Here is a 25,469-nt window from a genome sequence, read left to right as displayed (position 1 = left end):
TCATGGGCGTGGCTTGTCGTGCGGGAAGGGTCGCGCGCTTTCTCTGGTCCGGCTGGGCGGGTCTTGGCGGCCTTGCCGTCTTTGCCGCCGTTTGGCAGCTCGGAGCCGAAGCCTATGGCAGCTTCGTGTTGCCTGCACCAGCCGAGACGATCCAGACCTTGTTCAAGCTGGCGGCAAATCCCGACAAACGGATGTTGGTGCTATCAACGAGCCTGAGGGCGCTCGCCGGCTTTTCACTAGCCGCCGTGTTTGGAACGATGGCAGGCGTGGTGGCAGGATATCATCCGGCGATCATGCGCCTCGTGCGTCCGCAGGTGACCTTGCTGATCGGCGTCCCGCCGATCGCATGGATCGTCCTTCTGATGATCTGGTTCGGCATGGGGGCAGGAACGGTTATTGCCACCGCAGCTATCGCCGCCTTGCCGCTTGTCTTTATGGGTGCAGCCGAGGGCATCCAGACGCGGGATCGAGCGTTGGAAGACATGGCTCGCATGGCCGGCCTGTCGCCGCTCGTCCGTCTGTTCAAGATATCGCTGCGCCAAATGCTGCACTCCCTATTCCCTTCTCTGGTCATGGCCCTCGGCACGGCCTTCAAGGCAGCCGTCATGGCCGAGCTTCTGGCCAATGCCGGCGGCATCGGAGGCGCTCTCGCCAATGCCCGTTCCGCACTCGATGTGGAAACAGCACTTGCCTGGATCCTCCTCTCGGTCATCGCCCTGATCAGCGTCGAATATGGAATTGTTCAGCCCTTGCGCGCCGAAGCCGAGGCATGGCGGGAAGCGGCCCAACCCTGGGGCGTGCGCCGATGACCCTCCTCCAGCTCAAGGCCGTCGGCCACGTCTTTCTCGGCCGCGCCGTTCTCGAAAACGTTAGCCTGCAGGTCAGCCAAGGGGAAATGGTCGCGCTGGTTGGGCCGTCAGGCTGTGGAAAAAGCACGCTGGCCCAGATTGCAGCCGGGCTGATTACCCAGCGACATGGCCAGGTCATGCGAGGATATGCTCGCTGCGCTTTCGTCTTCCAGGAACCACGCCTCCTACCCTGGGCGACTGTCGAGGCTAATGTGGCGCTCGCCCTGTCCGGTCATGCTCTTCGGCGCCCCGTGCGTCAGGCGAGGATAGCGGATGCCTGCCGCCGGGTCTCGCTGGAAGAAAGCGACCGGCAAAAGTTTCCATCGCAGTTGTCGGGTGGCATGCGCCAGCGCACGGCGATCGCCCGCGCGCTGGTCGGCGATCCCGATTTCCTCTATTTCGACGAGCCCTTCACCGCGCTCGATGCGGCCTTGCGGCGACGGATGCAGGACCTGGTCGTCTCGACTGTCTCAAACAGCGGCAAGGGCGGGCTCTTCATCACCCACGACCTGCATGAAGCGCTGCGGATCTGCCACCGGATCGCGGTTCTCGATCGCCACGGCCAAGGAATACTCGACTGCGTTACCGTCCCCGAGACGCCCGGAAACCGCAGCGAAGAGATGATATTTGAGACGGCGCGACGGCTCATCTCAGATCATCCGCTGTTTGCTGTCGTGGACGAACATGACGAGCGGAGGCTAGCATGAGTGTGCTTCCAGCCATGCGCATGCTTCCCTCGCCCGATCTCGCCAAGGCCATGTCCGCCGAAGGCCTGAGGTTGATGTTTCCACTTGCCGCCTTGCATGCGGCCCTCTGGCCGTTTCTCTGGGTGGTGGTCTGGTCTCTCGATTTGCCCTTCGCAGTTACGTCTCTTCCAAGCCACTGGCATGCCCAGGAAATGCTGGTCGGCTCCTTTGGAGGCGCGCTTTTAGGTTTCCTGACATCTGCCCTGCCGGAATGGACGGACACGCGGCGCGTCAGCGGACGCACCCTGTTTCTGCTTGCAGGTCTTTGGGCGCTCGCCCGTATACTCGGGCTCCTTGCATTGGAAAACGCCTGGATCATCGGCCTGATCTTCGATCAGGCCTGGATACTGTTCCTGCTCGCCTATGCGCTGCGCCTGTCCTGGACCAATAAAAGCACAGATCTCCTGGGCTTTATCCTGTTCGTCACTGCCTTTGCCGCGGCTGCGGCCATGCTGCGGATCGCAATGGCCTTGAAACTCTACGATCTGTCGGAGAGTGCGATCCGAATTCTCGGGTTCGCGCTTCTGGGCCTGCTCGGTCTCGCCCTTGCCCGCATCACCGTGCCGGTGACCAACCTGATCCTCGATCCGACGGAAAAGACCTCGCCCTACAGACCGCATCCCGGCCGGATCCATCTCTCGGCGGGATTAGCCATGCTGGTCATCCTGGCAGAGGCAGCCACGCTGTCGGACGCCGTGCGCGGCTATCTGATGATTGCTGCAGGTGCAGCCTTTCTCGACCGGGTCGCCGAGGGCTTTGTCGGTCGCGAAGGCCTTTCCTTCGAACTGGGTGGCCTTTGGCTGTCGAGTGCGCTGGCCGGCACCGGCCTTCTTGTCTGCGGCCTCTCGCTTATTGGCCTGCCTCTGCCCTGGCTGGGCGGACTGCATCTGGCGTTGATGGGGGGATTGGGTCTTGGTGTGCTGCAGGTTCTCTCGATTGCAGGCCTGCTCCATACCGGCCAACCACTGCGCTTTTCGAAGACAACCCGGATGGCGATCCTCCTTCTGGTCCTGTCGGTGCTTCTCCGGGTCCTCCCGGAATTCGCGCCATCCCTCTTCCTGCCCATCGGCGCTTACAGTCTGACCTCTGCGCTGTTCTCGCTCTCATTTCTCCTTTGGGCCAAGGCCTATATTCCTCTGCTCTGGTCACCGGAAACGGTCGATCAGGAAAGGTGCTGACATGACCAAATTTCCGGGCCCGTCCATCCCACAGCGTCTCCTATCTGGAGGCTTCCGGCTGTTCTTTCCGGGCAGCGCGCTTTTGGCCGCCGTCTCCATCGCTATCTGGGTCCCGTGGTTCCTCGGCTTCATGCATGTTCCAACCCTCTTGCCCCCGGTTGCCTGGCACCAGCATGAGCTTCTCTTCGGCTTTGTCCCGGCCGTGATCGCAGGGTTTCTTCTCACCGCCGTGCCGAACTGGACCGGCAGGCCCGGTTTGAAGGGCACACCGCTTTTGGCGCTGTTTCTTCTCTGGATCGCCGGGCGGCTGACGATCAGTTTTTCAGAATGGACCGGCATGCTCGGCGCGACACTCGTCGCACTGGCCTTCCTGCCAGTGCTCGCCATCTTTGTTCTGAAAGAACTTGTTGCTGCCTCGAACCGACGCAACTACAAGATCGTCGCCGTTCTCGCGCTCCTGAGCGCCGCTCAGATGTTTTTCCATAACGAGATCGAGCGCTACGGTCGCGTCGAAATGGCCGACCGTCTGGCGCTGTCTGCGATCCTCATCCTCATCTCTCTGGTTGCAGGGCGCATTATTCCTGCATTTACCGGCAACTGGCTGAAGGCGAACAATCCAGGGCGGCTGCCGCAGAATTTCGTCCGTTTCGATCTCTCCGTCATGGTTCTTGGAAGCCTTTCACTGGCGATGTGGATCGCTGTCGGCGGCGGTCTTGAAAGCCTCCGGTTTCCCACGGGGCTGGCGATGCTCGTCGCCAGCTTTGCTCATCTCGTGCGACAGGCAAGATGGTGCCCCGAGCGCACGCTCGGGGAGCCCCTCGTGGCGATCCTGCATGTCGGCTATCTCTTCATTCCCTTAGGCTTTTTGCTGACCGGCCTGTCGATGCTGTTGGACCACTCCGGCTTCGCCTCGGCAGGCATCCATGCCTGGACGACAGGTGGGGTCGGGGTCGTGACGCTGGCGGTAATGACCCGCGCCACGAGAGGCCATACGGGCCAGGCTTTGACGTCCCCGCACTCGACAACCTGGCTCATCTATGCACCAATCATCCTCTCGGCACTGCTGAGGATCCTGGTCGCAATTTGGCCGCAGCACACCATGCTGCTACTGCCGATCGCAGGCCTTGCCTGGATCGTGGCATTTCTGGGATACGTGGTCTTTTACATGCCGTTGATAGCGCGAAAGGGATAGGAGGGAGCCATGAGCGCCCTCACCCTCTCCACTCCGGCATCAAGGGTGCGTCCGTCAACCCGAGCAGATCCACGGCACGAGCCGCAATATGGGCGACGAGATCCTCTACGCTCGCTGGATTGCGGTAGAAAGAGGGGACCGGCGGCATCACCACGGCCCCCATCTCGGTCACCGCCACCATGTTGCGCAGGTGCCCGAGGTGAAGCGGCGTTTCGCGGGCAAGGATAACCAGCCTGCGACGCTCCTTGAGCTGCACATCGGCGGCGCGAGTGAGAAGATTGTCTGTGATCCCGGTCGAGATAGCGGCAAGAGATCGCATCGAACAAGGGGCGACGATCATACCGGCCGTGCGGAACGATCCGCTGGCAATCGATGCACCGATATCGCTTTCCGAATGGAAATGAGCGGCGAGCCCGATTAGCCGCCCCAGCGCCTCGTTGCCCGCCTCATGTGCGATTGTCCGGCGCGCTGCTGACGTGACGACGAGATGCAGTTCAACATCATCCATGGCCGCCAGGAGCCGACCGACCTGAAGACCGATCGCCGCCCCCGAAGCACCGGACATGCCGAGAATGACACGCCTCATCATGGCTCACCTTCCCTTGTCTTGAGGGATCCAAGTCCAAGTTCGAGCCAGATCGCATCGACGCGCGCCGAAACCTCCGGCGCCATTTGCAGCACGCGGCCCCATTCCCGATCGGTTTCTGCGCCAAGTTTGTTGGTCGCATCGAGACCGAGCTTTCCACCGAGCCCAGGCTTGGGAGAGGCAAAATCGAGGTAGTCGATGGGCGTGTTATCCACCACCACCAGATCGCGGGAGGCGTCGAACCGCGTGGAAAGCGCCCAGATGACATCGCTCCAGTTTCTGACGTCAACATCGGCATCGACCACGATGATGAGCTTGGTGTAGCTGAACTGCGGCAGCATCGACCAAAGCCCGAGCATAATCCGGCGGGCTTGCCCCGGATAGCGCTTGTCGAGCGAGACGACGATCGCCCGGTAGGAACAGGCTTCTGGAGGCAGATAGAGATCGACAATCTCTGGAAACTGGCGCTTCACGAGGGGAAGGAAGAGAGCATTCATTGCCTCTCCGAGCACAGAAGGTTCATCCGGGGGGCGGCCGGTGAAGGTCGAGAGATAAACCGGATTCTGCCGCATCGTCATCGCGCTCAACTTCATGACGGGAAACGGCTCGACAGAATTGTAGTAGCCCGTGTGGTCGCCATAAGGCCCCTCGAGCGCAGTCTCCGCGATGGAAACAGTCCCTTCCAGCACGATTTCCGCAGTGGCCGGAATATCTAGGGGCTGGGTGAGCGCCCGCACCACGCGGCTACGCTTTCCTCGGAGCACACCAGCGAATGAAAGCTCGCTCATGGTCTCTGGCAACGGCATAACGGCTGCGAGGATTGTCTGAGGATCAGCGCCGATCACGACCGCAATGGGCATATGCCGCCCCACGGCCCGCCACTGCCGGAAGTGTTTTGCAGCACCACGATGGGCAAGCCAGCGCGTAATCAGTCGCCCGCGGTCCAACGCTTGCAGGCGGTAGACGCCGACATTGACATCCTTGGGATCACAAGGCGACGCGGTGACGACCAGCCCCCAGGTGATCAGCGGTGCCGGTTCGCCGGGCCAGCACCACTGGATCGGCAGGCGATTGAGATCAACGGCCTCGCCTTCGAACACGATATCCTGGCATCCGGCATGAGACACCCTACGGCATCCCAGCGCCATGGCGGAGCGAAGCACAGGCAGTTTCTTCAAGGCATCCCGGAGCGACGCCGGCGGTCTCGGTTCGCGCAATTCGGCCAGAAGGTCCGCGAGATCGCCGATCTTGCCGCCTGGGATGCCATAGCCAAGTTCGATCCGCTCGCGCGTTCCGAACAGATTGGCAAGCAGCGGTATCTCTGACACTGCACCGTCCGACCGGACCGGGCGCTCAAAGAGCACGGCCGGGCCTCCCTCTGCCAGGACGCGCCTGTGGATTTCGGTTATCTCATGAACAAGGCTCACCGGCTGCGCGACGCGGATAAGCCGTCCCTGCTTTTCCAGTTCGGTCATGAAAGCTTGAAGACCGTCGTAGCGACGAGGCGGTGCGTTCTGTGTCATGCGGACCGCTATGACCTGTGAATTCGGTTGCGTCTTTGCGCTGGAGCAATCTGGATTGCCGGGCGTTCTCATAGGTTTGCGCCGGTTCAAACCATCAAAATTGGCGCAATGCAGATAACATCCATTCTAGCTCTCCCGCTGAAAGCCGTGCCGCTCATGCCGCTCATGGCGATTGAGCTCGTGGCAAGTCGCCTCTTCAGGCTCCTCCTCTTAGCCCATGGCGACATGTTCGAGCGCCTTGGCACATACAAGAGCAGCCGGTTTTCATTTGCTCCGACTGATCTGCCCCTCATCTTCCTGATCGAGCCCGACCTGCCTCGTCTCAAGGTGGTGCGCCAAGGCGAGACCTTCACGGCGGACGCGGGTGTCGAGGCCCCGCTCGTCATGCTGCTGGCGCTCCTCGAGGGGCGTTGCGATGCTGATGCACTGTTCTTTTCCCGCGACCTGCGCGTGATCGGGGACATGGAGGCCATGCTTGCGATGAGAAGCGCCCTCGATGACTGCGATATCGACCTTCCGCGTGATCTCGCGCGGATAGGGGGACCTGCCGCGCCCATCGTTCACAGGTTGGTCGAGGGAATACGACGCCAGTCGCTGAAGGAGATACAGTGATGGAACTGATCTGTCCGGCGGGAACGCCAGCCGCCTTTCGTGAAGCCGTCGATGCAGGCGCTGACGCAGTCTATTGCGGCTTCCGCGACGAGACCAATGCCCGCAATTTCCCCGGCCTCAATTTCAGCCGCGACGAGTTCCGAGACGCCATTGCCTATGCCCACAAAAAAGGCTGCATGACATTCGTCGCTCTCAACACCTTCATGCGGGCCGGCGACGAAGAGATCTGGTATAGAGCGGCGGCTGACGCTGTGCGGCTCGGTGCCGATGCGCTGATACTAGCCGATTTCGGTCTCATGGCCCATGTCAGGGAGCACTATCCAGAGCAGCGCCTGCATGTTTCCGTCCAGGCGTCTGCTTCCAATCCCGAAGCAATTAATTTTCTCGTCGAAGCCTTCGACGCAAAAAGGGTCGTCTTGCCGAGAACGCTGACAATCAGCGACATTTCTCGTATTGGTCGCAAGGTCAAATGCGAGATCGAGGTCTTTGTTTTCGGCGGGCTTTGCATCATGGCCGAGGGGCGCTGCTCGCTCTCCTCCTACGCCACCGGCAAATCGCCCAACATGAACGGCGTCTGCTCGCCCGCGAGCCATGTGCGATACCGACAGGACGGCTCCGACATGGTTTCGGAGCTCGGTACTTATACGATCAACCGGTTCAGCCATGGCGAGGCCGCCGGCTATCCCACCCTGTGCAAGGGACGCTTCGACATCGGCGATGCCCTTGGCTATGCCTTTGAAGATCCCGTGTCTCTCGACGTCATGGGCGAAATAGAAGCTCTGAAGGATGCCGGCGTCTCCGCCTTAAAAATTGAAGGACGCCAGCGCGGCAAAGCCTATGTCGCCGAAGTCGTGTCGACGCTGCGCCAAGCGCTCGCAACCGCCCCCTCAGGGCGTACACCCCTATTGGCCCGGCTGAGAGCGCTGAGCGAAGGACAGAAGACCACGGTCGGCGCCTATGAGAAGCGCTGGAGATGAGCATGACTGAACTGACACTGGGCCCCGTATACTATCTCTGGGACGGCCCAAAGTGGCGCGATTTCTATTTGCGGATCGCAGACGAAGCGCCTGTGGATCGCGTCATCCTCGGTGAGACCGTATGCTCCAAACGTCAGCACTTCATCGAACCCTACCTCGCGGACGTGGTGGAACGGCTGGAACGGGCGGGAAAGTCAGTGGCCTTTTCGTCACTGGCGCTCGTCACTCTGGAGCGCGAAGGCCGTATCGTGAAAGACCTGATCGAGACATCGGACCACCCCATTGAGGTCAACGATCTCTCCGCAATCGGCCTGATCAAGGGCCGCCGACACCTCGTCGGTCCCTTGGTCAATGTCTATAACGGTCCAACTGCACGCCTGATGGCACAACGCGGGGCAGACCGCATATGTCTTCCGCCCGAACTTCCCTTCAGCTCGATCGCCAGGATCGTCGCGGACGCGCCGGATGTGGCTCTCGAAGTCATGGTATTCGGTCGCATGCCGCTTGCCATATCGGCTCGCTGCGCCCATGCCCGTTCCAAGGGCAGGATCAAGGACAATTGCCAGTTTGTCTGTGGCGAAGAGCCCGACGGCCTGTCAATCAAGACACTCGATCGCCAGTCATTCCTGGTGCTCAATGGCGTGCAGACAATGTCGCATACGTGCCAACTCCTGCTCAGCGAACTGAAGGAGTTGCAGGAAGCTGGGGTCAACGCCTTCCGTCTCTCACCACAGGACTGTGACATGGCGCGCATCGCCGTCATCTTCCAGGAAACACTGTCGGGCAGCATGGAACCCGAAGAGGCCGCCGCTTTGATAGGGCATACTTATCCCACAGCCAACTTCTCCAACGGCTTTCATCACGCGCGATTGGGAGCGGCCTGGGTATCGCGGGCGAAAAACAATGCCAGCGCGCCCTGATACGCGAGGGGAGACGAGCACATCTTGTTTGCGAAAGCGCAACGACCGGATCTGCGTTCCTCACCATAGTCGGCACCACAGCGATAACGCGTGAAGCGCAAGCAAGGTGAATTCGATGGAACTTAACGCAAGCCAGACGGTCGGAAAGATCGCGACCTCCCTTCCCGGTGCAGCCGCACTTTTCCGTCGTCACGGCATCAGCTTCTGCTGCGGTGGCTCTGCCAGCATTGAGGCCGCGGCCGAAGCTGCCGGACTCTCGAAGGAAACCCTGGTGGGCGAATTGCAGGGCCTTGTTGACGCCGCGGCGACAGAAGCACCGGATGGAACCGTTGATCTGATCAATCATATCAGGACACGCTACCACGACACCCACCGCGCGGAACTCATCTCGCTGATCCCTCTCGCGGCCAAGGTCGAACGGGTGCATGGCGACCACCCCGATGCACCAATCGGCCTGGCAAATCTCCTCGAGCGTATCCAGAGCGACCTCCACAGCCACATGCATCGCGAGGAGCTTATGCTCTTCCCGCTCATGGAACGCGGCGACCATCAAGCTCTGACGAGACCCATTGAACAGATGCGCCATGAACATGACGTCGAGGCAGACCATCTGGCAGAACTCGAGCACGTGACGGGCGGATTTCATCTGCCGGACAGTGCCTGCAATTCATGGCGCGCGCTCTACACAGGCGCAAAGAAGTTTGCCGACGACCTGGTCCAGCACATGCATCTGGAAAATGAAGTGCTCTTTGTACGGTTTACCGGCGGGACGCCCTAAAACAAACCTACCGAGGATGAGGGATTATGGTGAAGAACCAGAAGCCGGATCGAGGCATGAAGCGCGGCAGGCTCGCTCCTCCGGTCGTTTCGAGATCGCAGCGCGAACAAGCCTGTGACACCATCTGCGACATGCATGAATGTGTGATCAGTGGCTGTGCCGGAGCCGATAATGTCGGCTATCTTATGGACAGAATGCTGTCGCTTAAACCACGACACGGCGACGGGCGATGATCCGCCTCTCCATATCGACCAACGTCCTTGCATCTGGAGTTTGCGCGTAAGACGTGCAGCTTTTGACTGAAGCCTGATCCAGATACGCGGTGGATTGACGCAAGCTGGGGTTTATTTATTCGAAGCTTGGCATTCGTCAAACCGCGCCGGATCCATTAGATAAGTGTTTACTGAATCACATAAATAATCACTAAAATTCACATCGTATCATGATGTTACGATACTCGGCATGATGCCTCAACTCAGGACATACTGAAAGATGCGCATCACCGACTTTTCGATCAGCAAACGCCTCTGGCTTGCGATCATGATCCCTCTGGTTGCAGCACTCACCCTTGCCTCGATGGAGTTTCTGAACTCGTGGCGCTCCTACAAGCAGATGCAAATCGTCGTCAAAGTGAGCGAGAACATTTCGGCGATGGGCGAAATGATCCACGTGCTTCAGGGAGAGCGGGGGCAGAGCGCTGGATACATCGGATCAAAGGGCAGCACGGACACGCAACCGCTGGACCAGGCGCGCCAAATGACGGATGAGGCTCTGGCAAAATTGCCAGATCTCGCTGATGCCTTGGCGGACGTCGACAACACGGAGCTTAACCGTCGCTGGAGCCTCGCACAGGACACATTGAAAAGCCTCGCCGACACCAGGCGATCCATCGACAAGCTTTCCTTCACCGGAAAACAGTCCTTCGATTTCTACAGCGGCCTGATTGGCGAGCTTTCAGGCATCGCCTCGGAACTGTCCCTCCAGGGTGTCGGCTCGAGGATCGCCGCCGAAATGATTGCCTATAACCTGCTCATGCAGGCAAAGGAGATTGCGGGCCAGGAGCGCGCCACCGGCAACGGTTTCATCACGTCAGGCGACATTGACCCCGAGCGCATCGCTCCCTTTGCCCGCATGGCTGGTGCGCAGAACATTCTGATCGACAATTTCCTCGCCCTGCAACAGAAGGAACGGCAGTCCGCCTACGCTTCCCAGCTATCCATACCCGCATTGAAAGAGATCGAAACCACGCGATCGACCTTGATTGGGGCTGGTTCAACAGCGGCCAGCGACTTGAGTGCCGATCGCTGGTTTGCAGCCGCCAGTCAGCGCATTGACGCAATGAAGGCTCTGGAAAGGGCAAGCCTCGAACGTCTCGGCAACGAGGCACGCGCTATCGCCGCAGCCGCATTCACTCGGCTCGGAACGGTTCTGATCCTTTGCATTGTCGGGGCCATTCTGGTCATCGCCTTGTCGGTGTTTCTAGCAGGAACCATCAGCCGTCCGCTGAAGGCACTCGTCAATTCGATGCGCAGATTGGCGGAGGGTTACCTCGAACCCACCGGGCAATCTGCCGACCGTAAGGACGAAGTCGGAGACATGGTCAAAGCGGTAGAAGTCTTCCGCCTTTCTGCGATCCGAAATCGCGAACTGGAACTGGAGGCAAAGCGTGCGCGCGACCAGGCCGAACGCGACCGAGTTAACATGCAAATCGCAGCGGAGGCTGAGGCCGAAGCACGCATGAACAAGGCAACCGGCACACTGGCCCAGGCATTGAGAAAGCTTGCTTCCGGCGACCTTCTTTGCGAGGTGACCGAGGCCTTTGCACCGCAGTTCGAAGAACTTCGCCATGACTTCAATCGCTCTGTGGTGCAGTTGCGGCAAGCACTGGTCGGCGTTGGCCAATCGGTGGCGACTGTCACCGGCGGAGCATCCGAGGTCTCTTCGGCATCGGATGACCTGTCGAGGCGCACCGAGCAGCAGGCCGCCTCGCTTGAAGAGACGGCCGCTGCACTGGAACAGATCACAGCCAATGTGACGGCCACGTCCAGACGCTCAGACTTGGCCCGCAGCGTAACGAAGAGCGCACGCGAAAGAGCAAGTCGATCCGGTGAAGTGGTCCAAAACGCCGTGGCGGCGATGGACAAGATCGAGCAGGCATCGAGCCAGATCAGTCAAATAATCGGTGTGATCGACCAGATTGCCTTCCAGACAAACCTGCTCGCTCTCAATGCGGGCGTCGAGGCAGCCCGCGCCGGCGAGGCCGGCAAGGGGTTTGCTGTGGTTGCCCAGGAAGTCCGGGAGCTGGCCCAGCGTTCGGCGCAGGCAGCCCGGGAAATCTCGGGGCTCATCGGCAATTCTGAGTTGGCTGTTCGCCAAGGCGTCGACTTGGTCTCCGAGACCGGCACCGGACTGGCCGAAATTGGTGAGCTCGTGCAGGAAGCCGCAAGCCATGTGGACGCCATCGCGATCGCAGCGCAGGAACAGGCAGTCGGCCTTTCGCAGGTCAATGTCGCGGTGAACCATCTGGATCAATCGACACAACAGAACGCGGCCATGGTGGAAGAGATGAACGCTGCCGGCGCAGCCTTGGCCAGCGAAAGCGCCATCCTTCAGAGCCTGCTTCTTGGCTTCCGCTTGACCTCACCTGCCGATGGCAACATGGTCCGAGAAAGGATGAGGGCCTGAAACGACTTAGATCAGATATCCTCAAGCACGACGGACGACACAGCGATCCGTCGCCGGTGCTCATGCCGTTCGTAGTTCGGAGCGTTGAGCCCTTCTAACTGACGCCATCAAACGTCTGCTCGAGCGATTCCTCGGGCCATCGCGGCGATCAAGTCGGTTCTCGTGACGATACCGATGAGCTTCCCATATTCCAGGATGGGAACCGCATCGACATCTGTATCACCCAACAAAGGCAACAACGCCCCGAGTGGCGTTGTTGCAATAGCGCGAGGGACCGTGACACTCATGATGTCGATCGCCAGCACTGGTTTATCCCGTTCATGATCTATTAGCCTTCGCAGAGCGGGGATGAGACCTCGATCAAGGCGAAGTGCATCTTCCCTTGCTCGGCTGATGAGATGCACCTGGAAGATGATGCCTAGGAACCGCTGCTTCTCGTCGACCACGGGTAGCGATGTAAAACGATGACGCCGGAAGAGATCAGCGACTGTGCCCAAATCTGTGTTTGCCTTCACCGTAATCAGGTTCGAGGACATGATGGCGGCCGCAGTTGGAGTGCCGGTCTGGTGTGCTGCCGCTTGGAGCTCCGCTGCACCGATAAGACGTGCCAGATCTTCAACGCCGAGATTGAATGACTGTCGATACCGTTGAAGGATGTCGCTTAGCTCAGCTTCGGAAAGGCCCAGCCGTTCAACAGCGATCCTGTCAGATGTCCCATGCCTGTTCTGCTGGTCGAATTGACGAAATGGATAGCGCCGCCCTGTCAGCCTGGCATAGGCGATCGCAATCAGGACGAGGCTGGCCGTGCCCGTGGCAATTGGCGCAAGCGCGAACCAGAAGCCAAGATGCTCCACAGCTTCCGGACTCATGGCAGCCGTCATGGCAACGGCTCCTGCCGGCGGATGTACCGCTCGCAACATGAACGTCACGATGATCGCAAGAGCGACAGCAACGGCGATCCGTAACGCCGGCTCGTGGATGAACATCGAGACGGCCACGCCGACAAGAGCTGCGACAGTATTGCCGATGACTGCAAACCATGGCTGAGCAAGCGGACTGTTGGGAACGGCAAACAGGAGAACGGCGCTCGCGCCGAGCGGTGCGACAAGGTAGAGGCCATATTCGAGATCGGCGCCGGGAGACAGCAAGAAATAGCCGGTCAGCCAAAGCCCGATGAAAGCTCCAAGGCCCGCGCGCAGAGCCTCCATCGGAGCCGTGCCAGTCACTGCCGGCCCAAATGAACGTAAGAACTGCAATTGAATGATTCCGATCGATCGAAAGCACAAACTTTCAGCAAATGATCAAAATTTCAATCGTCAGCCAGTTTGGCGAGGGACATCATTCAACAAAATGCGAGCGGATCGACACTAACGATCGCATTTTTCAATGCTATTTTCACATATCGGAAGCGCTGTAGACCGTGCTCGTCGTAGTTGCAACTAGGTGGACACCTGGTGTCCGTAGTGCCCGATCCCGACTCACTGGAGCGATCCAACCCGCTAACCCTCCAAATCACTCATCCAGGTCACTGAAAGACGGTACTGCTGCATCAGGCGGACTTGTGGAACCACAGGACCTGACTTCATGATATGTCGGCTCGTCTGGCGCATACGCTAATAGCTACGTTGATTATGCATTCTGTCCTCTGTTTTGACGATGCGACCATCCTCCAGGGTCAGGATACGGTCAGCACGGTCGAGGATCCGGTTGTCGTGGGTAACGAGCAATGTCGTCGTGCCCCGTGCTTCACCTATGCGTTTCAGAAGGTCGACGACATCCGCCGCACTATCTTTATCCAAGGCGGCTGTGGGCTCGTCGGCTAGCACGAGCGCCGGGCTTGAGACCAGAGCTCGGGCCACGGCCACGCGCTGCTTCTGACCGCCTGACAGGTTTGCGGGCAGATACGTGATACGGTCGCTCAAGCCGACCAGGCCAAGCGCATGCTCAGCCGCGCTCTGCGCCGCGCTATCGGCCACTTCGCCATGCACCTGTACGCCCATCATCACATTCTGCAATGCCGTCAGGCTTTCATGCAGATTGTGTGCCTGAAAAATGAAGCCCAGGCGGCGGCGCAAACTGACAAGTTGTGCCTGCGATGCGCCATTCAACTCTCTCTCCAGAAGCCGCACGGATCCATCCTGCACAGCTCTGAGACAGCCGACAAGCGTAAGGACCGTCGTCTTACCAGACCCGGAAGGCCCCATCAGCACGGTAAAGCTGCCCCGCTTCAACGTCAGGTTCACATCAAACAGCGCCTGTTTGCGAACGTCGCCACTGCCGAACCAATGGTTCAATCCACGCACCTCGACGATTGTCTCGCTGTCCATCGCAGCCTCCTAGAACAGATCGGCAGGGTCGGCAGCGCCAAGCCGACGGGTCGCAATGGCGCCGGAAAGGGCGGAAAAGACAATGGTGCCGAGAAAAACGGTCATTGCCATTGAAGGTGTCATCCCCAGAGGCAGGGTCGTAATCTTGCCCATCAGCGTCAGGATGGTCGTCCCGACAACAAGTCCTGGAATGAAGCCCATTATCCCGAGCACCAGCGCTTCTTCGAAGACGATGCCGAGGAAGAAACGCGGGCCATAGCCCATGGCCTTGAAGGTTGCGTATTCGCGCAGGTGGTCGGCCACGTCGGTTGACAGCACCTGATAGACGATGACAATGCCGACGAGAACGCCGATCAGCACGCCGAACCCGAAGATGATGCCCGTCGGACGCTTCGTCTGCTGATAGCGCAGATCCTCCTGCGCTGCATCCTGGTAGCTGCGTATGCGAAGGGATGGGTCGGAAATCAGGGTTTTCAGGCGCGCGATTACGACGTCTGTCTGCGCGCTGGAGCGCAGGCTCAGGAGAATATGGTCGGGTGCCGAGGAACTACGCGTCGGGAACAGCGACAGGAATGTCTGGTCCGAAACCAGCATATAGCCATCGCCACCGAAGCCTCCGCCGCCGGAGAACGTGGCATAGGCGGTAATTGTACGGCCTTGCGTTTCAAAGGACTGAGGCGTTTGCGGACGGATTGAAGCAGCTTCGTCCTTGGCGAGACCTCGCGCGAGCCGATCGAGTATTGCCGCGTCTCGCACCTGCAGGAGATTGAGATCGCCTGCAATATCCTGAGACAGAAACTCGGTCTTGATCGGATCCACGCCGAAGGTCGTCAGACTGATGTCCTTTTCGCCACGGTCCCAGGGAACATTGGCGATGAAAAGACCCATTCCAGCGGCGACATCCGGATCCCCCAGCGCTTGCAGCAACCATTGCCGAGCCACATTGCCACCGTCGGTCAGGGTACTCGCATCGCCAGCCGAGATCATGATATCCGCCTGGAAGAATTCATAGGGTCGCAAGGTTGCGGCACCCATCGAGTTCATGATCCCAAGCTGGACGAAGACCAGCACATTGGCAAAGGCCACCCCAGCAAGTGCCGCCGCAAAGCGGGTCCGGTTGTGGGTCAATTGCAGCCAGCCGATGGGCAGCCGCCCGAACAGGCGTTGCAGCAGGTAGCTCATGGATTGGCCCGTACCGTGGTGTCAATACGGGCGATGACCTCGAGATTTGTGAAGCGGGCGGCGACATCCGAGGAGGCCTCGTCCAGGACCACCAAGACCTGGATGACGCGCGCATCCTTGTTTTCCGCAGCATCGTCCGAAATCAGGCCCTGCCGTCCCACGGTCAGGCCTATCCTGTCCACCCGGCCTTGCAACGTCACACCGAGAGCCGGAGTTACCAGTTCCACCGGCTGGCCGACCATGACGGTACTGATGCGGTCCTGCCAGATCTCAAGCTCGGCCATCATCTGATCCGTGTCCCCCATATCCATGATCCCGTCGGCTGGTGGTCGCTGTCCGGGCGTGACATGGATGTCGAGGATCGTGCCGGTGATGGGCGCCACGACCTCGGCACGTGCAAGGTCGAGCCGAGCCCGGGCCAGCTCGGATCGGGCGGCGTCGACATTGCGACGGGCGACGATCACATCGGGCTGTTCGTCCAGCGTGACTGCGGCATAGCGCGTCAACGTTGCCTCGGCGCGTACGACGGAAAGATTGGCGCCCTCTGCCGCGGCGCGGGCTGCATCGAGTGCGGCTTGCGTGCTGACGGCGCTCGAGGCGAGCGCCTCCGTTCTTACCAGCGTCGATGCAGCTTCTGCGGCAGTGGACACGGCTTGATCGAGTGCTGCCTTTGCTTCCTTGCGGCTTGCCTCTACCGCCGCCCGCGTCTGGATGAGGTTTGCTTCGCGCACGGCGAGATTTGCCTCTGCGGTGAGCACTGCACCAGCGAGAGCTGTGTGATTGTCGAGCCGCGCCAGCACGGTGCCCTTTTCCACGCGATCGCCCACGGAAACGAGGATGTCCGCGATGCGCGCATCGCCAGCCCCATAGGGTGCTGCGACAACCGAAACGTCGCCACGGGGCATCACCCGCGCCAATCCGATCACATCGGAGGGCAGCAAGGTTTCTGCCATTTTGGGCGGCAGCTCGATGTCAGGCGGCAAGGCAATGGGTGCGTCAGAGCCGCCGCCGGGTTGAAGCCCCGTCAGCGCGTAAAACTTCTGCAAACCCGTCGGCTGAAAATACATCCCCAGCACAGCGCCCGAGAACATGAAGACAGGGACCAGCAACACCAGCAGGTACCGCTTGCGAAACCAGCGGCGCTGCCGAGGTGTTTTTGGCTCGGACAGATTCAAATTGATCGGGAGGCTTTTTTCATCAGTGGCTGACATTGCAGGTCACTCGTTCCTGTCGATCTTTGAATGGGACGTTGACTTCAGTACCTTCGTCACGGTCTTGCCAACCGGCAAGGATACCTCAGCGTTCAGGCTGCAACGCTACACATATGACGAGGCGTATATTTCCATTGTTTGGTATCGTGCATTTGTGAGCGTGGCCAGACATCCAAGCGGATGTCTGGCCAGGAAAGATGCGACAAAGCCACGCAAGCCCAACGTTTAGCGACCGATATCAGCCGGGGTCACGACGCCGTCTGTATAGAGGTCCAGAATAGCCATGCTTTACAAGCTTCGGCAGATCGAAACGGAAAACCGTATAGTTCAACGGCCTCTCGCTTTGGAGGCTTGAACCTCCTGCAGTCAAAAATGATATGCCGACCATTGCCTCAAGACGGAAGCATGATCCGCTTCTCGCTTGGTCAGTGATCAATCGGTATCGCCACCATCGAGCAAGCTGAATGACGGTTTTCAGGGAGCGCCAGTCTGAAACATGAACACCCGAATTGGAGGCAATGGGACCGCCAGAGGGGCGCGCTCCGATCTTTGGTGCCCTCCGCCGATGGTCGAAATTCGCGCTTCTCGTAATGTTGCCCGAGTTCAGCCCATAGCGGACCGTCGTTATGGGATCAAAGCTAATGGCGGGGCGCTTGGCCTCCGACCTTTTCAAAAGTGCTGAACTGGAATTTCTGCACCGTCCCCCATGGGGTTGTGTGTTCATGCCGCCGCGTCGTCGCCAGCCCAAACTGTTCGCCGAGAACAGCTTGCAAGCTCTCCGGATCGTAACGGGTAACAGGCAAGCCGCTGCATTTCTCTGGCCCATCCATTGCGAAGGTGCCAATCACGGCCTTGCCACCGACTTTGAGTGCCCGTGCCAGCACGCGGACATAGGCTTGCTGATCGACGGCTGTTGTCAGGAAATGGAAAGCGGCCCGGTCATGCCAGAGATCATACTCGCGGTCAGGCGTCCATGCGGTCACGTCCGATACGACCCATTGCACATGAGCCGTGTCTGCCAGTCGGGACTTGGCTGCCCCGAGGGCCGCGCTAGAAAGATCGAGGACGCTAACGTGGGCCTGACCGGCGTCCATCAGCGCATCTACCAACCGGGACGCACCACCACCAATGTCGATTACTGACATTCCCGGTATCAGTCCCGCTTCATGCAGCAGCTTAAGCGATAGGTCCGGGGCCTCCTCATACCAACTGACCTCGTTGTCAGACTTGGTAGTGTATACCCCTTGCCAGTGCGTCTGTCGGTCTTGAATTGCCATAAAGTCGTTCCTGTTCGGAATGCGAGTCTAACAGATGTAGGTCCATCCAGTCGTAAAGTTTTTACGAAGCCGCCGTTCCCCAAGGAAATCATCCGGCTGCTTTTGGTGCGCAAGCGACGCGGCACGACAGCCGGCACGATGGACTCTTCTATGGAAGCGCGACGGTGGCCTCTATGACCGGGTTGAAGGCGCAAAGCGGAAATTATTCCCGAAATGGGGCCGCTTCCCGACAATCCGGTCTTGGTGCATGAGGTTGAAATAGCTGCCACAGAGAGTGGGCGACCTCCATAACTGCTTCCGATTTCATGTCAGTCATTTGGGACTGGCATGAATACTCCTACGAACTCTGCATCCGGACGAGGAGGGTTGCCTTGATCATTCCCACCCACATCGGCAATATACCGCCAGACACAGCCGAGGATCGGACTACCCATGCTGGACGAAGCAGCCATGGCTGCGTGACTAAACGAAACGACCTCCGGCTAATCCGGATAGGTTCAACACGGAGTTTTATAGAGTGGGTGAGAAGCGAAAGCGCGTTTACGAAGCTCTGGTCGATGGGGCGACCGAGGGGTTGTCCGGGGATCAGTTGTTCCAGTACATCAAAAAACGCTGCCCAAAGGTCACCAGCAAAAAATTGGTAAGGTCCGCTCTGCTCGCGCTGACCGATGACGATATTACGGATAGACACATCCTCGACACCGTATATGCCTTGGCGATCAAGCATCGCCTCAATCCCGTTGACCCGGACGCTGCCTATGATGAGGAGGATGACGCATACGATGAGGCGCCCAGCCTCAAGGCGTTAAAACACGATATCATCAAGATCGTTGCTACACTCGATGACGCGGCATCCGCGAAAACGAACAACTCATAGGGCAATTGGCGCGATAGACTGCTTCAAATCCGAGAGTTCAGAGTTCCAAACGAGCGACGACGGCTCGGTATATCTCTCAAAGCTGCAGGCTTCCCTATCAGATAGCCTTGAATCCGATCCGCGCCAGCCAGAAGTGCGAGGCTATGTTGTTCTTCTGTCTCGACACCTTCCATAACCACGCAAATTCCAAGCGTTTTGCACACCTGGCACACTGCCGTGACAAAAACCTGAGCGATGGGATCTGTCGCCATGCCTTGTGAATAACTTTTGTCGATTTTGACGATATCGACCGGTATGGAACGGAACATATTGAATGAATTGTTGCCCGTCCCAAAGTCGTCCAGGGCGATCCTGAAACCAAGCTGTCGGAGAGCTTTGATCTGCTCAAGCACGAAGGGCGTTGCGGAAATCAAGGCCGTCTCGGTTATCTCCAAGATGAACTTGTCGGCTTTGACGCCCTCCTCCCGAAGTATTTTTAGAATTTGGTCGGGCAACTCACCGTGGCGAAACTGCGCTCCAGAAATATTGACGGCGACCGTTTCAATCACGCCGGATTTCAAGTCTTCGCAAGCGCGTCTCAGAACCCAGGCACCCAAACGATCTATGATACCCGACTGCTCTGCGATCGGAATGAACTGATCTGGCGGAATCATGCCGCTCAATGGATGTTTCCACCTCAGGAGCGCCTCAAACGACGCTAGCTCTCCTTCACGGGAGACTATCGGCTGATAATGCAGCTGAAACTCGTCCAATAGGACCGCGGCCTTCAGATCTCTGGCCACCTGTCGAGCGCGCCCGTATTCCTCGCGCATCTCAGGATTGAAGAAAGTGAGACCTCCTCGGTTTTCCTTCTTTCCTTGGTAGAGAGCCAAGTCAGTAAGTTTCAGGAGTTCATCGGCGAAACTCGCGTTCATGGGAGCCGATGCGGCACCAACCGTGACACCGGAAAATGCCAGAATACCCTTTCTTCTGTGCAGGGCATCACGGAGGTCCGCACAGTATGCAGCAACGTTGTTTCCAAGTTCCCGGTGGTCATGTCCTGCAACCAGAACCGCGAACTCATCTCCTCCAAGCCTACCGATTTGCCACCCGGGCCGCGTCTGTGCTTGCTTCACGAGCTCGACCAACACATCATCACCAGTCGAGTGACCAAAGCCATCGTTGAGCTGTTTGAACCGATCGACATCAATCAACAGCAGTGTCAGTTCCGGCGGAGCTTGATTTCTGCTTTCAGCGTCCCTGATCATTCTCATTTGCAACTCGAGACGATCAAGAAACGCACCTCTAGAGAGAGCCCCCGTGAGATCATCTAGGTCGACGGGTCGCTGAGATAATCCCGCCTTTTCCGACAACACCTTGGGCTCAGTCGAGAATAAGCAGGACGCAAAGAAACCGGCGGCGAAAGTCGCTCCAAGCAACCAAGCAACGTGTCCTGCCCCTTCAATCAGGCCGAACATGGTGGCGCTGGACACGACCGCCACGAGAAGCAGACCAAGGGCTATACTGGAAAAAGAAGATGTCAGGTTTGACAAAGATCTATGCCTCGCATTTTGCCATCGGCTCGGGTCAGAGCTGTCTCATTGAGGTGGCAACTTAAAAACAAGATTTCCGGATTTGACGTTAAATGAGAAGTCCTGAAAATGAGTGAATTCACGCAGCAGTTCTGAGAGTCAATCTCGGCACCAAAGCCGTTGCTCGCCGCCGCCCCTAAGAGAAAATTCAGATCGATGGATAAAGTACAACAGTGAAGTGGCAACTGTGTTTGCAATCACTTGCAGTGACGGCTTCGTTCCACTTGAATATGCCACGCCGAACAATCTCTGCCTTGAAAGAAGTCGAACGTTACGTTGGGAGAGTGACTACATTCGTGCCGGACACGATCAGGGACAGTCCCACGCCGCCGACCGCAGCCACTACGACCACGATCCACGGCGGAAGCTTCCATGCCACCAACAGCACGAAGCACAGCAGCGCCAGCGTGAAGTCGCGCATGTTGTCGATGGCATTGGTGAACACTGGGGAATACAGGGCTGCGCCGAGGATACCGACGACAGCAGCGTTGGCACCTTGCATCACGGCCTGCGCTTTCGCCATTGAGCGAAAGCGGTCCCAGAACGGCAGAACGCCTACGAGAAGCAGGAAGCCGGGCAGGAAGACGGACAGAAGCGCGATCATTGCGCCTGCGATGCCATTCGGCTCGGGACCCAGCGCGGCGCCGAGATAGGCGGCAAAGGTGAACAGCGGTCCCGGAACCGCTTGTGCCGCTCCGTAGCCCGCCAAGAAGGCATCAGGTGTGACCCAGCCCGGCTGGACGACTTCGGCCTCAAGAAGAGGCAGGACCACGTGACCTCCGCCAAACACTAGTGATCCTGCGCGATAGAAGCTATCGGCGATAGCGAATGTCTGGCCGTATTTGGCAAGTAAAGGCAGAATCACCAGCAAGCCGATAAAGGCGATGAGTGCCACTACTGCGCCGCGGCGTGATACCGGCATCGTGACATGACCACTGACGGGCGTGCCCGTGCCACGACCGAGAAGAAGACCTGCAACGGCGCCAACCACGATCGCGCCGATCATACCGAAAGCGCCCGGCAGGAAGGCCAGGACCGCAACGGCAGCGACCGCGATCGCTGACCTCTCCTTGTCCGGGCAGAGGTTCTTTGCCATCCCCCACACAGCCTGAGCGACGATGGCAACCGCGACAATCTTCAGACCGTGCAACGCGCCAGTTCCGATTGGCCCGGATATGCTTGCAGCCGATAGGGCAAATACCAGGAGGATCAGTGCCGATGGAAGGGTAAAAGCTGTAAAAGCCGCAAGTGCCCCGGGCCAACCAGCACGTATCATCCCGAGAGCGAAGCCGACCTGGCTAGATGCAGGACCAGGCAAGAATTGGCAAAGGGCGACAAGGTCGGCATAGGCATGGTCGGAAAGCCATGCCCGCCGATTGACCAGCTCTTCCCTGAAATACCCAAGATGGGCAATTGGTCCACCAAAGGATGTTAGGCCGAGCTTCAGGAACGTTGCAAAGACTTCGGCTGGAGTGCCCGCCGGTGTATTCGCTGCAACAGGTTTCGTGCTGTCCGTCATTTTATTGTTGCCTTTTCTGCCAGTTGTTCTCTTCGCTGCGAGCCCAACTTCGCAATTCGAAAAGACCCATCGCCTTGAGAGGATATGAACCATCGACCTGTTCGACTGGAGTCAAGCTCGTCATCCTGCTGGGTAACTTAACTCACGGGCACGTGGCGCTTTTCGGATGACACCCGTCTTAGCAAGTCGTTTAGCCCTCAGCGCAGGCTCCATTCCAAGAATGGCAATCAAGCGGTTCAATGAGACCGAGGAGGAGGTCAGTCGTTCTATCGAAGCCCGACATATCGTGCCCGGGGCCGAATAAGGCGCTGATCGTGGTATTGCTCAATCGCATGCCCCACCCAACCAACGACACGCCCTATTGCAAGGATACAAAGACCTGCGGGCGCGGCCAGACCAAGGTGTAGCGAAAGCGCCGCCAAGGCACCATCGAAATTCAATAGCTTGCCGGTGACTGACTGTGCGGTATTCACCGCCTGGATGACATCCGCTGCCCCGCGGGAGCTGCTGTGGCGGTTCAATAGACCCAACAGAGTTTGCGCTCGGGGATCGCCTGAGGGGTAAAGCGGATGGCCGAAGCCCGGGACACTCTCACCTCGCCTCATCCAACCTGCAACCACTTCAGCATCTTTCTGTCTGCTGTCCAGAATCTCCTGCAGCAAACGATATGTCCTCTCAATTTCCCCGCCATGTCTTGCGCCCTGCAGCGTCGCCAATCCGGCCGCTGCGGCATGGTATATTGGCGCCCCGGCGGACGCCGCTACCCTCACTGTGAACGTAGATGCGTTCAATTCGTGATCTGCTCCGAGGATTAGCGCTGAGCGTAACAGGTCAGCATGTTCTTCGACCTTCCAGGCGGACGACAATACCGCATGTACTGGGCGGGTGGTCGGCGTCACGCCCGACACCAGGGCAGTTACAATTCTCAGTACATTCAAGCCAGCTCGTGATGCACCTTCTCGTGATAAGTCATACGCGCGAACATCTCTCTGCCCCATTAGAGGCAGCAGAGCTTGGCAGGTAACGAGTGGGTAGTCAGGATCTACAGTTCCGGCAAGGTCAAGATATTCTGGGGGGAGCTCAATTGAGCCGTCTGAAAGTTTTGGTGCGTCATCGCAACCCCAGATCAAAGCTGCGACCGATTCAAGGCTCCCACTGCTCGCGGCCAACTGCGAGGCATCGCGCCCGCGGAAATACAGTTTCAGCCCATCGGTGAACGTTATTTCCGAATCCAGCAGTGGGGCCCCAAAGGAGAGCAGCTTGCTTGAGTCACCATGCTTTGTGGCAACCTTGTGCTTGTTGGCCAAAGCGCGGACGTCAGCTGCACGATACCGCCTTGCCCGCGTGCCAGTTCGAGCCTCCGACTGGATAATCCCGCGGCTCACGTAGGCGTAAAGCGTCGCCACGCTCACATCGAGCTCCGCCGCCGCCTCCGTCGCGGTCATGTATCCGGCTTCGTCCATGCCTTTGAGTAGCACCATACATTGATTCAATCAATCAAGATTGACCATGTAATTGATCAATGGGAGATCGTCCGCAGGTTGCACACAAGATGGCGGTACGGGATGCCTTGGAAGCTTGGGATAGTAGGAATTGGGCCACGTGGTCTCTCTCTGCTGGAGAGACTGTCTAGCCTTCAGCAGGATGACTTTGAACCAATTGAACTTCATCTGTTCGAGCCAGGGCTACCGGGTTGCGGAGTACATGCAACCAATCAGCCAGAGTATCTTCTCGCTAACACAGTCTGCTCTCAGATAACTGCATTTGGAGTCAACAAACGAACCATCACGCGACCGATTGGCTCTCCCTCCCTGTTTGAGTGGGCGCGAGCACGGCAGTATGAGGTCACTGAGGGCGACGGCGTCAATCATTTGGTGCATGAAAACGATTATCTTCCACGAGCGGTGCTGGGAAAATACCTCTCTTGGGCGTTCGAATACATCGTTCGGAACCTACCTGACAGCATCAATGTCACTCTTCATGAGCAAGAGGTTACTGACATCCGCGTGCTTGACCGGCACAAATATCACATCCTCGGCACGAATGGCCTGCGTGTCGAAGTTAACGGGCTTGCCATTACTACGGGCCACTCCTCGTGTGGGGCCCCCGGTCGTTCACCGAGATCCGTTCATGCTCCCGCTTACCCCGTAGATCGAATGATGGACCGCGTCGGCAGCACTGATCAAATCGGCATCGAGGGCATGGGATTGACCGCGCTTGATACGATCACAGCGGCAACAGTTGGTCGCGGAGGCCAGTTTACACGCGAGGGCAGGAGATTAAGGTACCGACCATCTGGTCGCGAACCTAAACTCGTCTGCTTCTCGCGAAGCGGCGTGCCTCTGCTCGCACGAGCACGCAATCAAAAGCCACTAAACTGGGACTATCAGCCTTTTTTTTTGACGACACAGGCAATTGATCGCCTTCGAGATCCATACGGTGGAGGCTCTAGAACTCAACGAAAACTCGACTTCGCTCGTGAGGTTTTGCCGCTGGTCAACTCTGAGATGGAGTTGATGTATTATAGCACGCTTATCCGCAGGACCATGTGCGCCGAGAGAGCAGAGAAATATGTCGTATCCTATCTCTCAGGAGGCCCAAAATCCGCCGAGGTACAGGCTATTCTAGCTGCACTACCCACTGAATCTCGTTGGGATCTTGCATCACTTATAGCACCAGCGCCGCAAGATGTGATGGTCGACGGCACCCGTTACCGCCAGTGGCTGATCAAGAAAATGCGTGACGATGTTGACGAGGCGCGTGTGGGTAACATTGACAGCCCAATCAAGGCAGCTTGTGACGTGCTGCGCGACATCCGGCCCATTCTACGACATGTCGTGGAACATGGCGGGCTTACGCCGGAATCACACCAGTCATTCCTTACGGATTTCGTGCCAGTCATGAACCGGCTCGCTGTCGGGCCACCACTTCAAAAAATTGAAGAACTGGCGGCACTTGTAGAGGCCGAGATTGTGGATGTCGGCCTTGGCCGGGCTCTCTCAGTGGAAGCTCCAACAGCCGGCAAAACTAAAATCTACGGATCGGCTGGCACGCGCCAAGTCGACAAATTGGTCCATGCACATCTTCCGCTCGCGCCGGCCGTCTCGCTTCGAGGGGGCATCATCCAAGCGCTGCTTCGTGCCGGCGTGGCGAGAGCATTCACAAATGGTGGCTACGAACCGGGCGGACTTGATGTGACGCCCGAACACCGGCTGGTATCTCATGAAGGACACTCTACATCGCCCATTTGGGCCCTTGGAACGCCGATTGAGGGGCCTCGCTTCTACACGTTCGTTCTATCCGCGCCTGGTGCCGCAAGGTCCCCGCTACAGGAGGCGCAAGAGTGCGCGGAAGACATCCTGCGTACTGCCCAAACCCTTTCCGCAGCTGTGCCGTCAGCCCGTGGGGATGCAACACGCATTCCTACGACGCCGGAATCCTCGGCCGCCTAAATCTCAGA

General features: G+C 58.5%; 21 protein-coding genes. 11 read left to right on the top strand and 10 right to left on the bottom strand.

Going from position 1 to position 25,469, the window contains the following annotated elements; translation table 11 throughout:
• Window positions 1-2 precede the first annotated feature (2 nt).
• The 4 genes from IP76_RS20970 to IP76_RS20955 are packed head-to-tail and all read left to right on the top strand — an operon-like array spanning window position 3 to window position 3,964.
• Window positions 3-809 (top strand): ABC transporter permease, encoded by an 807-nt coding sequence (locus tag IP76_RS20970; protein WP_054160182.1) that lies wholly within the window; start codon window positions 3-5, stop codon window positions 807-809.
• Window positions 806-1,555 (top strand): ABC transporter ATP-binding protein, encoded by a 750-nt coding sequence (locus IP76_RS20965; RefSeq protein WP_054160181.1) that lies wholly within the window; start codon window positions 806-808, stop codon window positions 1,553-1,555. The genes IP76_RS20970 and IP76_RS20965 overlap by 4 nt, the downstream gene beginning before the upstream one ends.
• Window positions 1,552-2,772, top strand: a complete 1,221-nt coding sequence (locus tag IP76_RS20960) for an NnrS family protein (protein WP_197278396.1) — start codon at window positions 1,552-1,554, stop codon at window positions 2,770-2,772. Before IP76_RS20965 ends, IP76_RS20960 begins: the two co-directional genes overlap by 4 nt.
• Before the next feature lies 1 nt (window position 2,773).
• Window positions 2,774-3,964 carry an NnrS family protein gene (locus tag IP76_RS20955; protein WP_054160180.1) on the top strand — a complete coding sequence of 397 codons (1,191 nt, stop codon included), beginning with the start codon at window positions 2,774-2,776 and terminating at the stop codon, window positions 3,962-3,964.
• A 19-nt stretch (window positions 3,965-3,983) separates the two neighbouring features.
• Here IP76_RS20955 and IP76_RS20950 read toward each other — a convergent pair whose 3' ends face one another.
• Both IP76_RS20950 and IP76_RS20945 read right to left on the bottom strand, forming a co-directional pair.
• Window positions 3,984-4,553, bottom strand: coding sequence for a UbiX family flavin prenyltransferase (locus IP76_RS20950; RefSeq protein WP_156318673.1), 570 nt, complete (start codon window positions 4,551-4,553; stop codon window positions 3,984-3,986).
• Window positions 4,550-6,073: a UbiD family decarboxylase gene (locus IP76_RS20945; RefSeq protein WP_054160179.1), complete on the bottom strand. Its 1,524-nt coding sequence runs from the start codon at window positions 6,071-6,073 to the stop codon at window positions 4,550-4,552. Before IP76_RS20945 ends, IP76_RS20950 begins: the two co-directional genes overlap by 4 nt.
• 108 nt (window positions 6,074-6,181) lie before the next feature.
• On the opposite strand from IP76_RS20945, the gene IP76_RS20940 reads away from it, so the two are divergent.
• The 5 genes from IP76_RS20940 to IP76_RS20920 all read left to right on the top strand — a co-directional run bounded on the left by IP76_RS20940 (window position 6,182) and on the right by IP76_RS20920 (window position 12,045).
• Window positions 6,182-6,685 carry an SCP2 domain-containing protein gene (locus IP76_RS20940; protein ID WP_054160178.1) on the top strand — a complete coding sequence of 168 codons (504 nt, stop codon included), beginning with the start codon at window positions 6,182-6,184 and terminating at the stop codon, window positions 6,683-6,685.
• Window positions 6,685-7,662: a peptidase U32 family protein gene (locus IP76_RS20935; RefSeq protein ID WP_054160177.1), complete on the top strand. Its 978-nt coding sequence runs from the start codon at window positions 6,685-6,687 to the stop codon at window positions 7,660-7,662. Before IP76_RS20940 ends, IP76_RS20935 begins: the two co-directional genes overlap by 1 nt.
• Complete coding sequence (locus IP76_RS20930) at window positions 7,659-8,582, top strand: U32 family peptidase (RefSeq protein WP_054160176.1); 924 nt, start codon at window positions 7,659-7,661, stop codon at window positions 8,580-8,582. The genes IP76_RS20935 and IP76_RS20930 overlap by 4 nt, the downstream gene beginning before the upstream one ends.
• Before the next feature lie 115 nt (window positions 8,583-8,697).
• The gene (gene ric / locus IP76_RS20925; protein ID WP_054160175.1) at window positions 8,698-9,360 is read left to right on the top strand and encodes an iron-sulfur cluster repair di-iron protein; all 663 of its coding nucleotides are present in this window, start codon (window positions 8,698-8,700) and stop codon (window positions 9,358-9,360) included.
• Between the two features lie 492 nt (window positions 9,361-9,852).
• A complete protein-coding gene (locus IP76_RS20920; RefSeq protein ID WP_054160174.1) occupies window positions 9,853-12,045 on the top strand; it encodes a methyl-accepting chemotaxis protein in 2,193 nt (730 codons plus the stop codon).
• A gap of 107 nt (window positions 12,046-12,152) precedes the next feature.
• Here the strand turns inward: IP76_RS20920 and IP76_RS20915 are convergent, their stop codons facing one another.
• The 5 genes from IP76_RS20915 to IP76_RS20895 all read right to left on the bottom strand — a co-directional run bounded on the left by IP76_RS20915 (window position 12,153) and on the right by IP76_RS20895 (window position 17,910).
• Window positions 12,153-13,253, bottom strand: a complete 1,101-nt coding sequence (locus IP76_RS20915; protein WP_082352657.1) for an HPP family protein — start codon at window positions 13,251-13,253, stop codon at window positions 12,153-12,155.
• Window positions 13,254-13,658: 405 nt separating this feature from the next.
• Window positions 13,659-14,372 (bottom strand): ATP-binding cassette domain-containing protein, encoded by a 714-nt coding sequence (locus IP76_RS20910; RefSeq protein WP_054160173.1) that lies wholly within the window; start codon window positions 14,370-14,372, stop codon window positions 13,659-13,661.
• 9 nt (window positions 14,373-14,381) lie between these two features.
• The gene (locus IP76_RS20905) at window positions 14,382-15,554 is read right to left on the bottom strand and encodes an FtsX-like permease family protein (protein ID WP_054160172.1); all 1,173 of its coding nucleotides are present in this window, start codon (window positions 15,552-15,554) and stop codon (window positions 14,382-14,384) included.
• A complete protein-coding gene (locus tag IP76_RS20900; protein ID WP_054160171.1) occupies window positions 15,551-16,765 on the bottom strand; it encodes an HlyD family efflux transporter periplasmic adaptor subunit in 1,215 nt (404 codons plus the stop codon). Before IP76_RS20900 ends, IP76_RS20905 begins: the two co-directional genes overlap by 4 nt.
• A gap of 638 nt (window positions 16,766-17,403) precedes the next feature.
• Entirely contained in the window at window positions 17,404-17,910 is a 507-nt protein-coding gene (locus IP76_RS20895) for a trans-aconitate 2-methyltransferase (RefSeq protein WP_306765498.1), read from the bottom strand.
• A gap of 649 nt (window positions 17,911-18,559) precedes the next feature.
• Between IP76_RS20895 and IP76_RS20890 the strand changes: the two genes are divergently transcribed.
• The gene (locus IP76_RS20890; RefSeq protein WP_054160169.1) at window positions 18,560-18,919 is read left to right on the top strand and encodes a hypothetical protein; all 360 of its coding nucleotides are present in this window, start codon (window positions 18,560-18,562) and stop codon (window positions 18,917-18,919) included.
• A gap of 23 nt (window positions 18,920-18,942) precedes the next feature.
• Here the strand turns inward: IP76_RS20890 and IP76_RS20885 are convergent, their stop codons facing one another.
• The 3 genes from IP76_RS20885 to IP76_RS20875 form a co-directional block, all read right to left on the bottom strand.
• Entirely contained in the window at window positions 18,943-20,391 is a 1,449-nt protein-coding gene (locus tag IP76_RS20885) for a bifunctional diguanylate cyclase/phosphodiesterase (protein WP_156318672.1), read from the bottom strand.
• A gap of 370 nt (window positions 20,392-20,761) precedes the next feature.
• Complete coding sequence (gene chrA, locus IP76_RS20880) at window positions 20,762-22,009, bottom strand: chromate efflux transporter (protein WP_054160167.1); 1,248 nt, start codon at window positions 22,007-22,009, stop codon at window positions 20,762-20,764.
• Window positions 22,010-22,275: 266 nt separating this feature from the next.
• On the bottom strand, window positions 22,276-23,490 hold the full coding sequence (locus tag IP76_RS20875; protein ID WP_082352656.1) for a citrate synthase family protein: 1,215 nt from the start codon (window positions 23,488-23,490) through the stop codon (window positions 22,276-22,278).
• 84 nt (window positions 23,491-23,574) lie between these two features.
• Here IP76_RS20875 and IP76_RS22970 point away from each other — a divergent pair, with 84 nt between their 5' ends.
• Window positions 23,575-25,461, top strand: a complete 1,887-nt coding sequence (locus IP76_RS22970) for an FAD/NAD(P)-binding protein (RefSeq protein ID WP_082352655.1) — start codon at window positions 23,575-23,577, stop codon at window positions 25,459-25,461.
• The last annotated feature ends 8 nt before the right edge of the window (window positions 25,462-25,469 follow it).

Origin of the sequence: Rhizobium sp. AAP43, from assembly GCF_001296045.1 — a bacterium.
GTDB lineage: Bacteria > Pseudomonadota > Alphaproteobacteria > Rhizobiales > Rhizobiaceae > Allorhizobium.
Note: the sequence above shows the minus strand (reverse complement) of the source record. Positions and strands in the feature narration are given on the sequence as shown.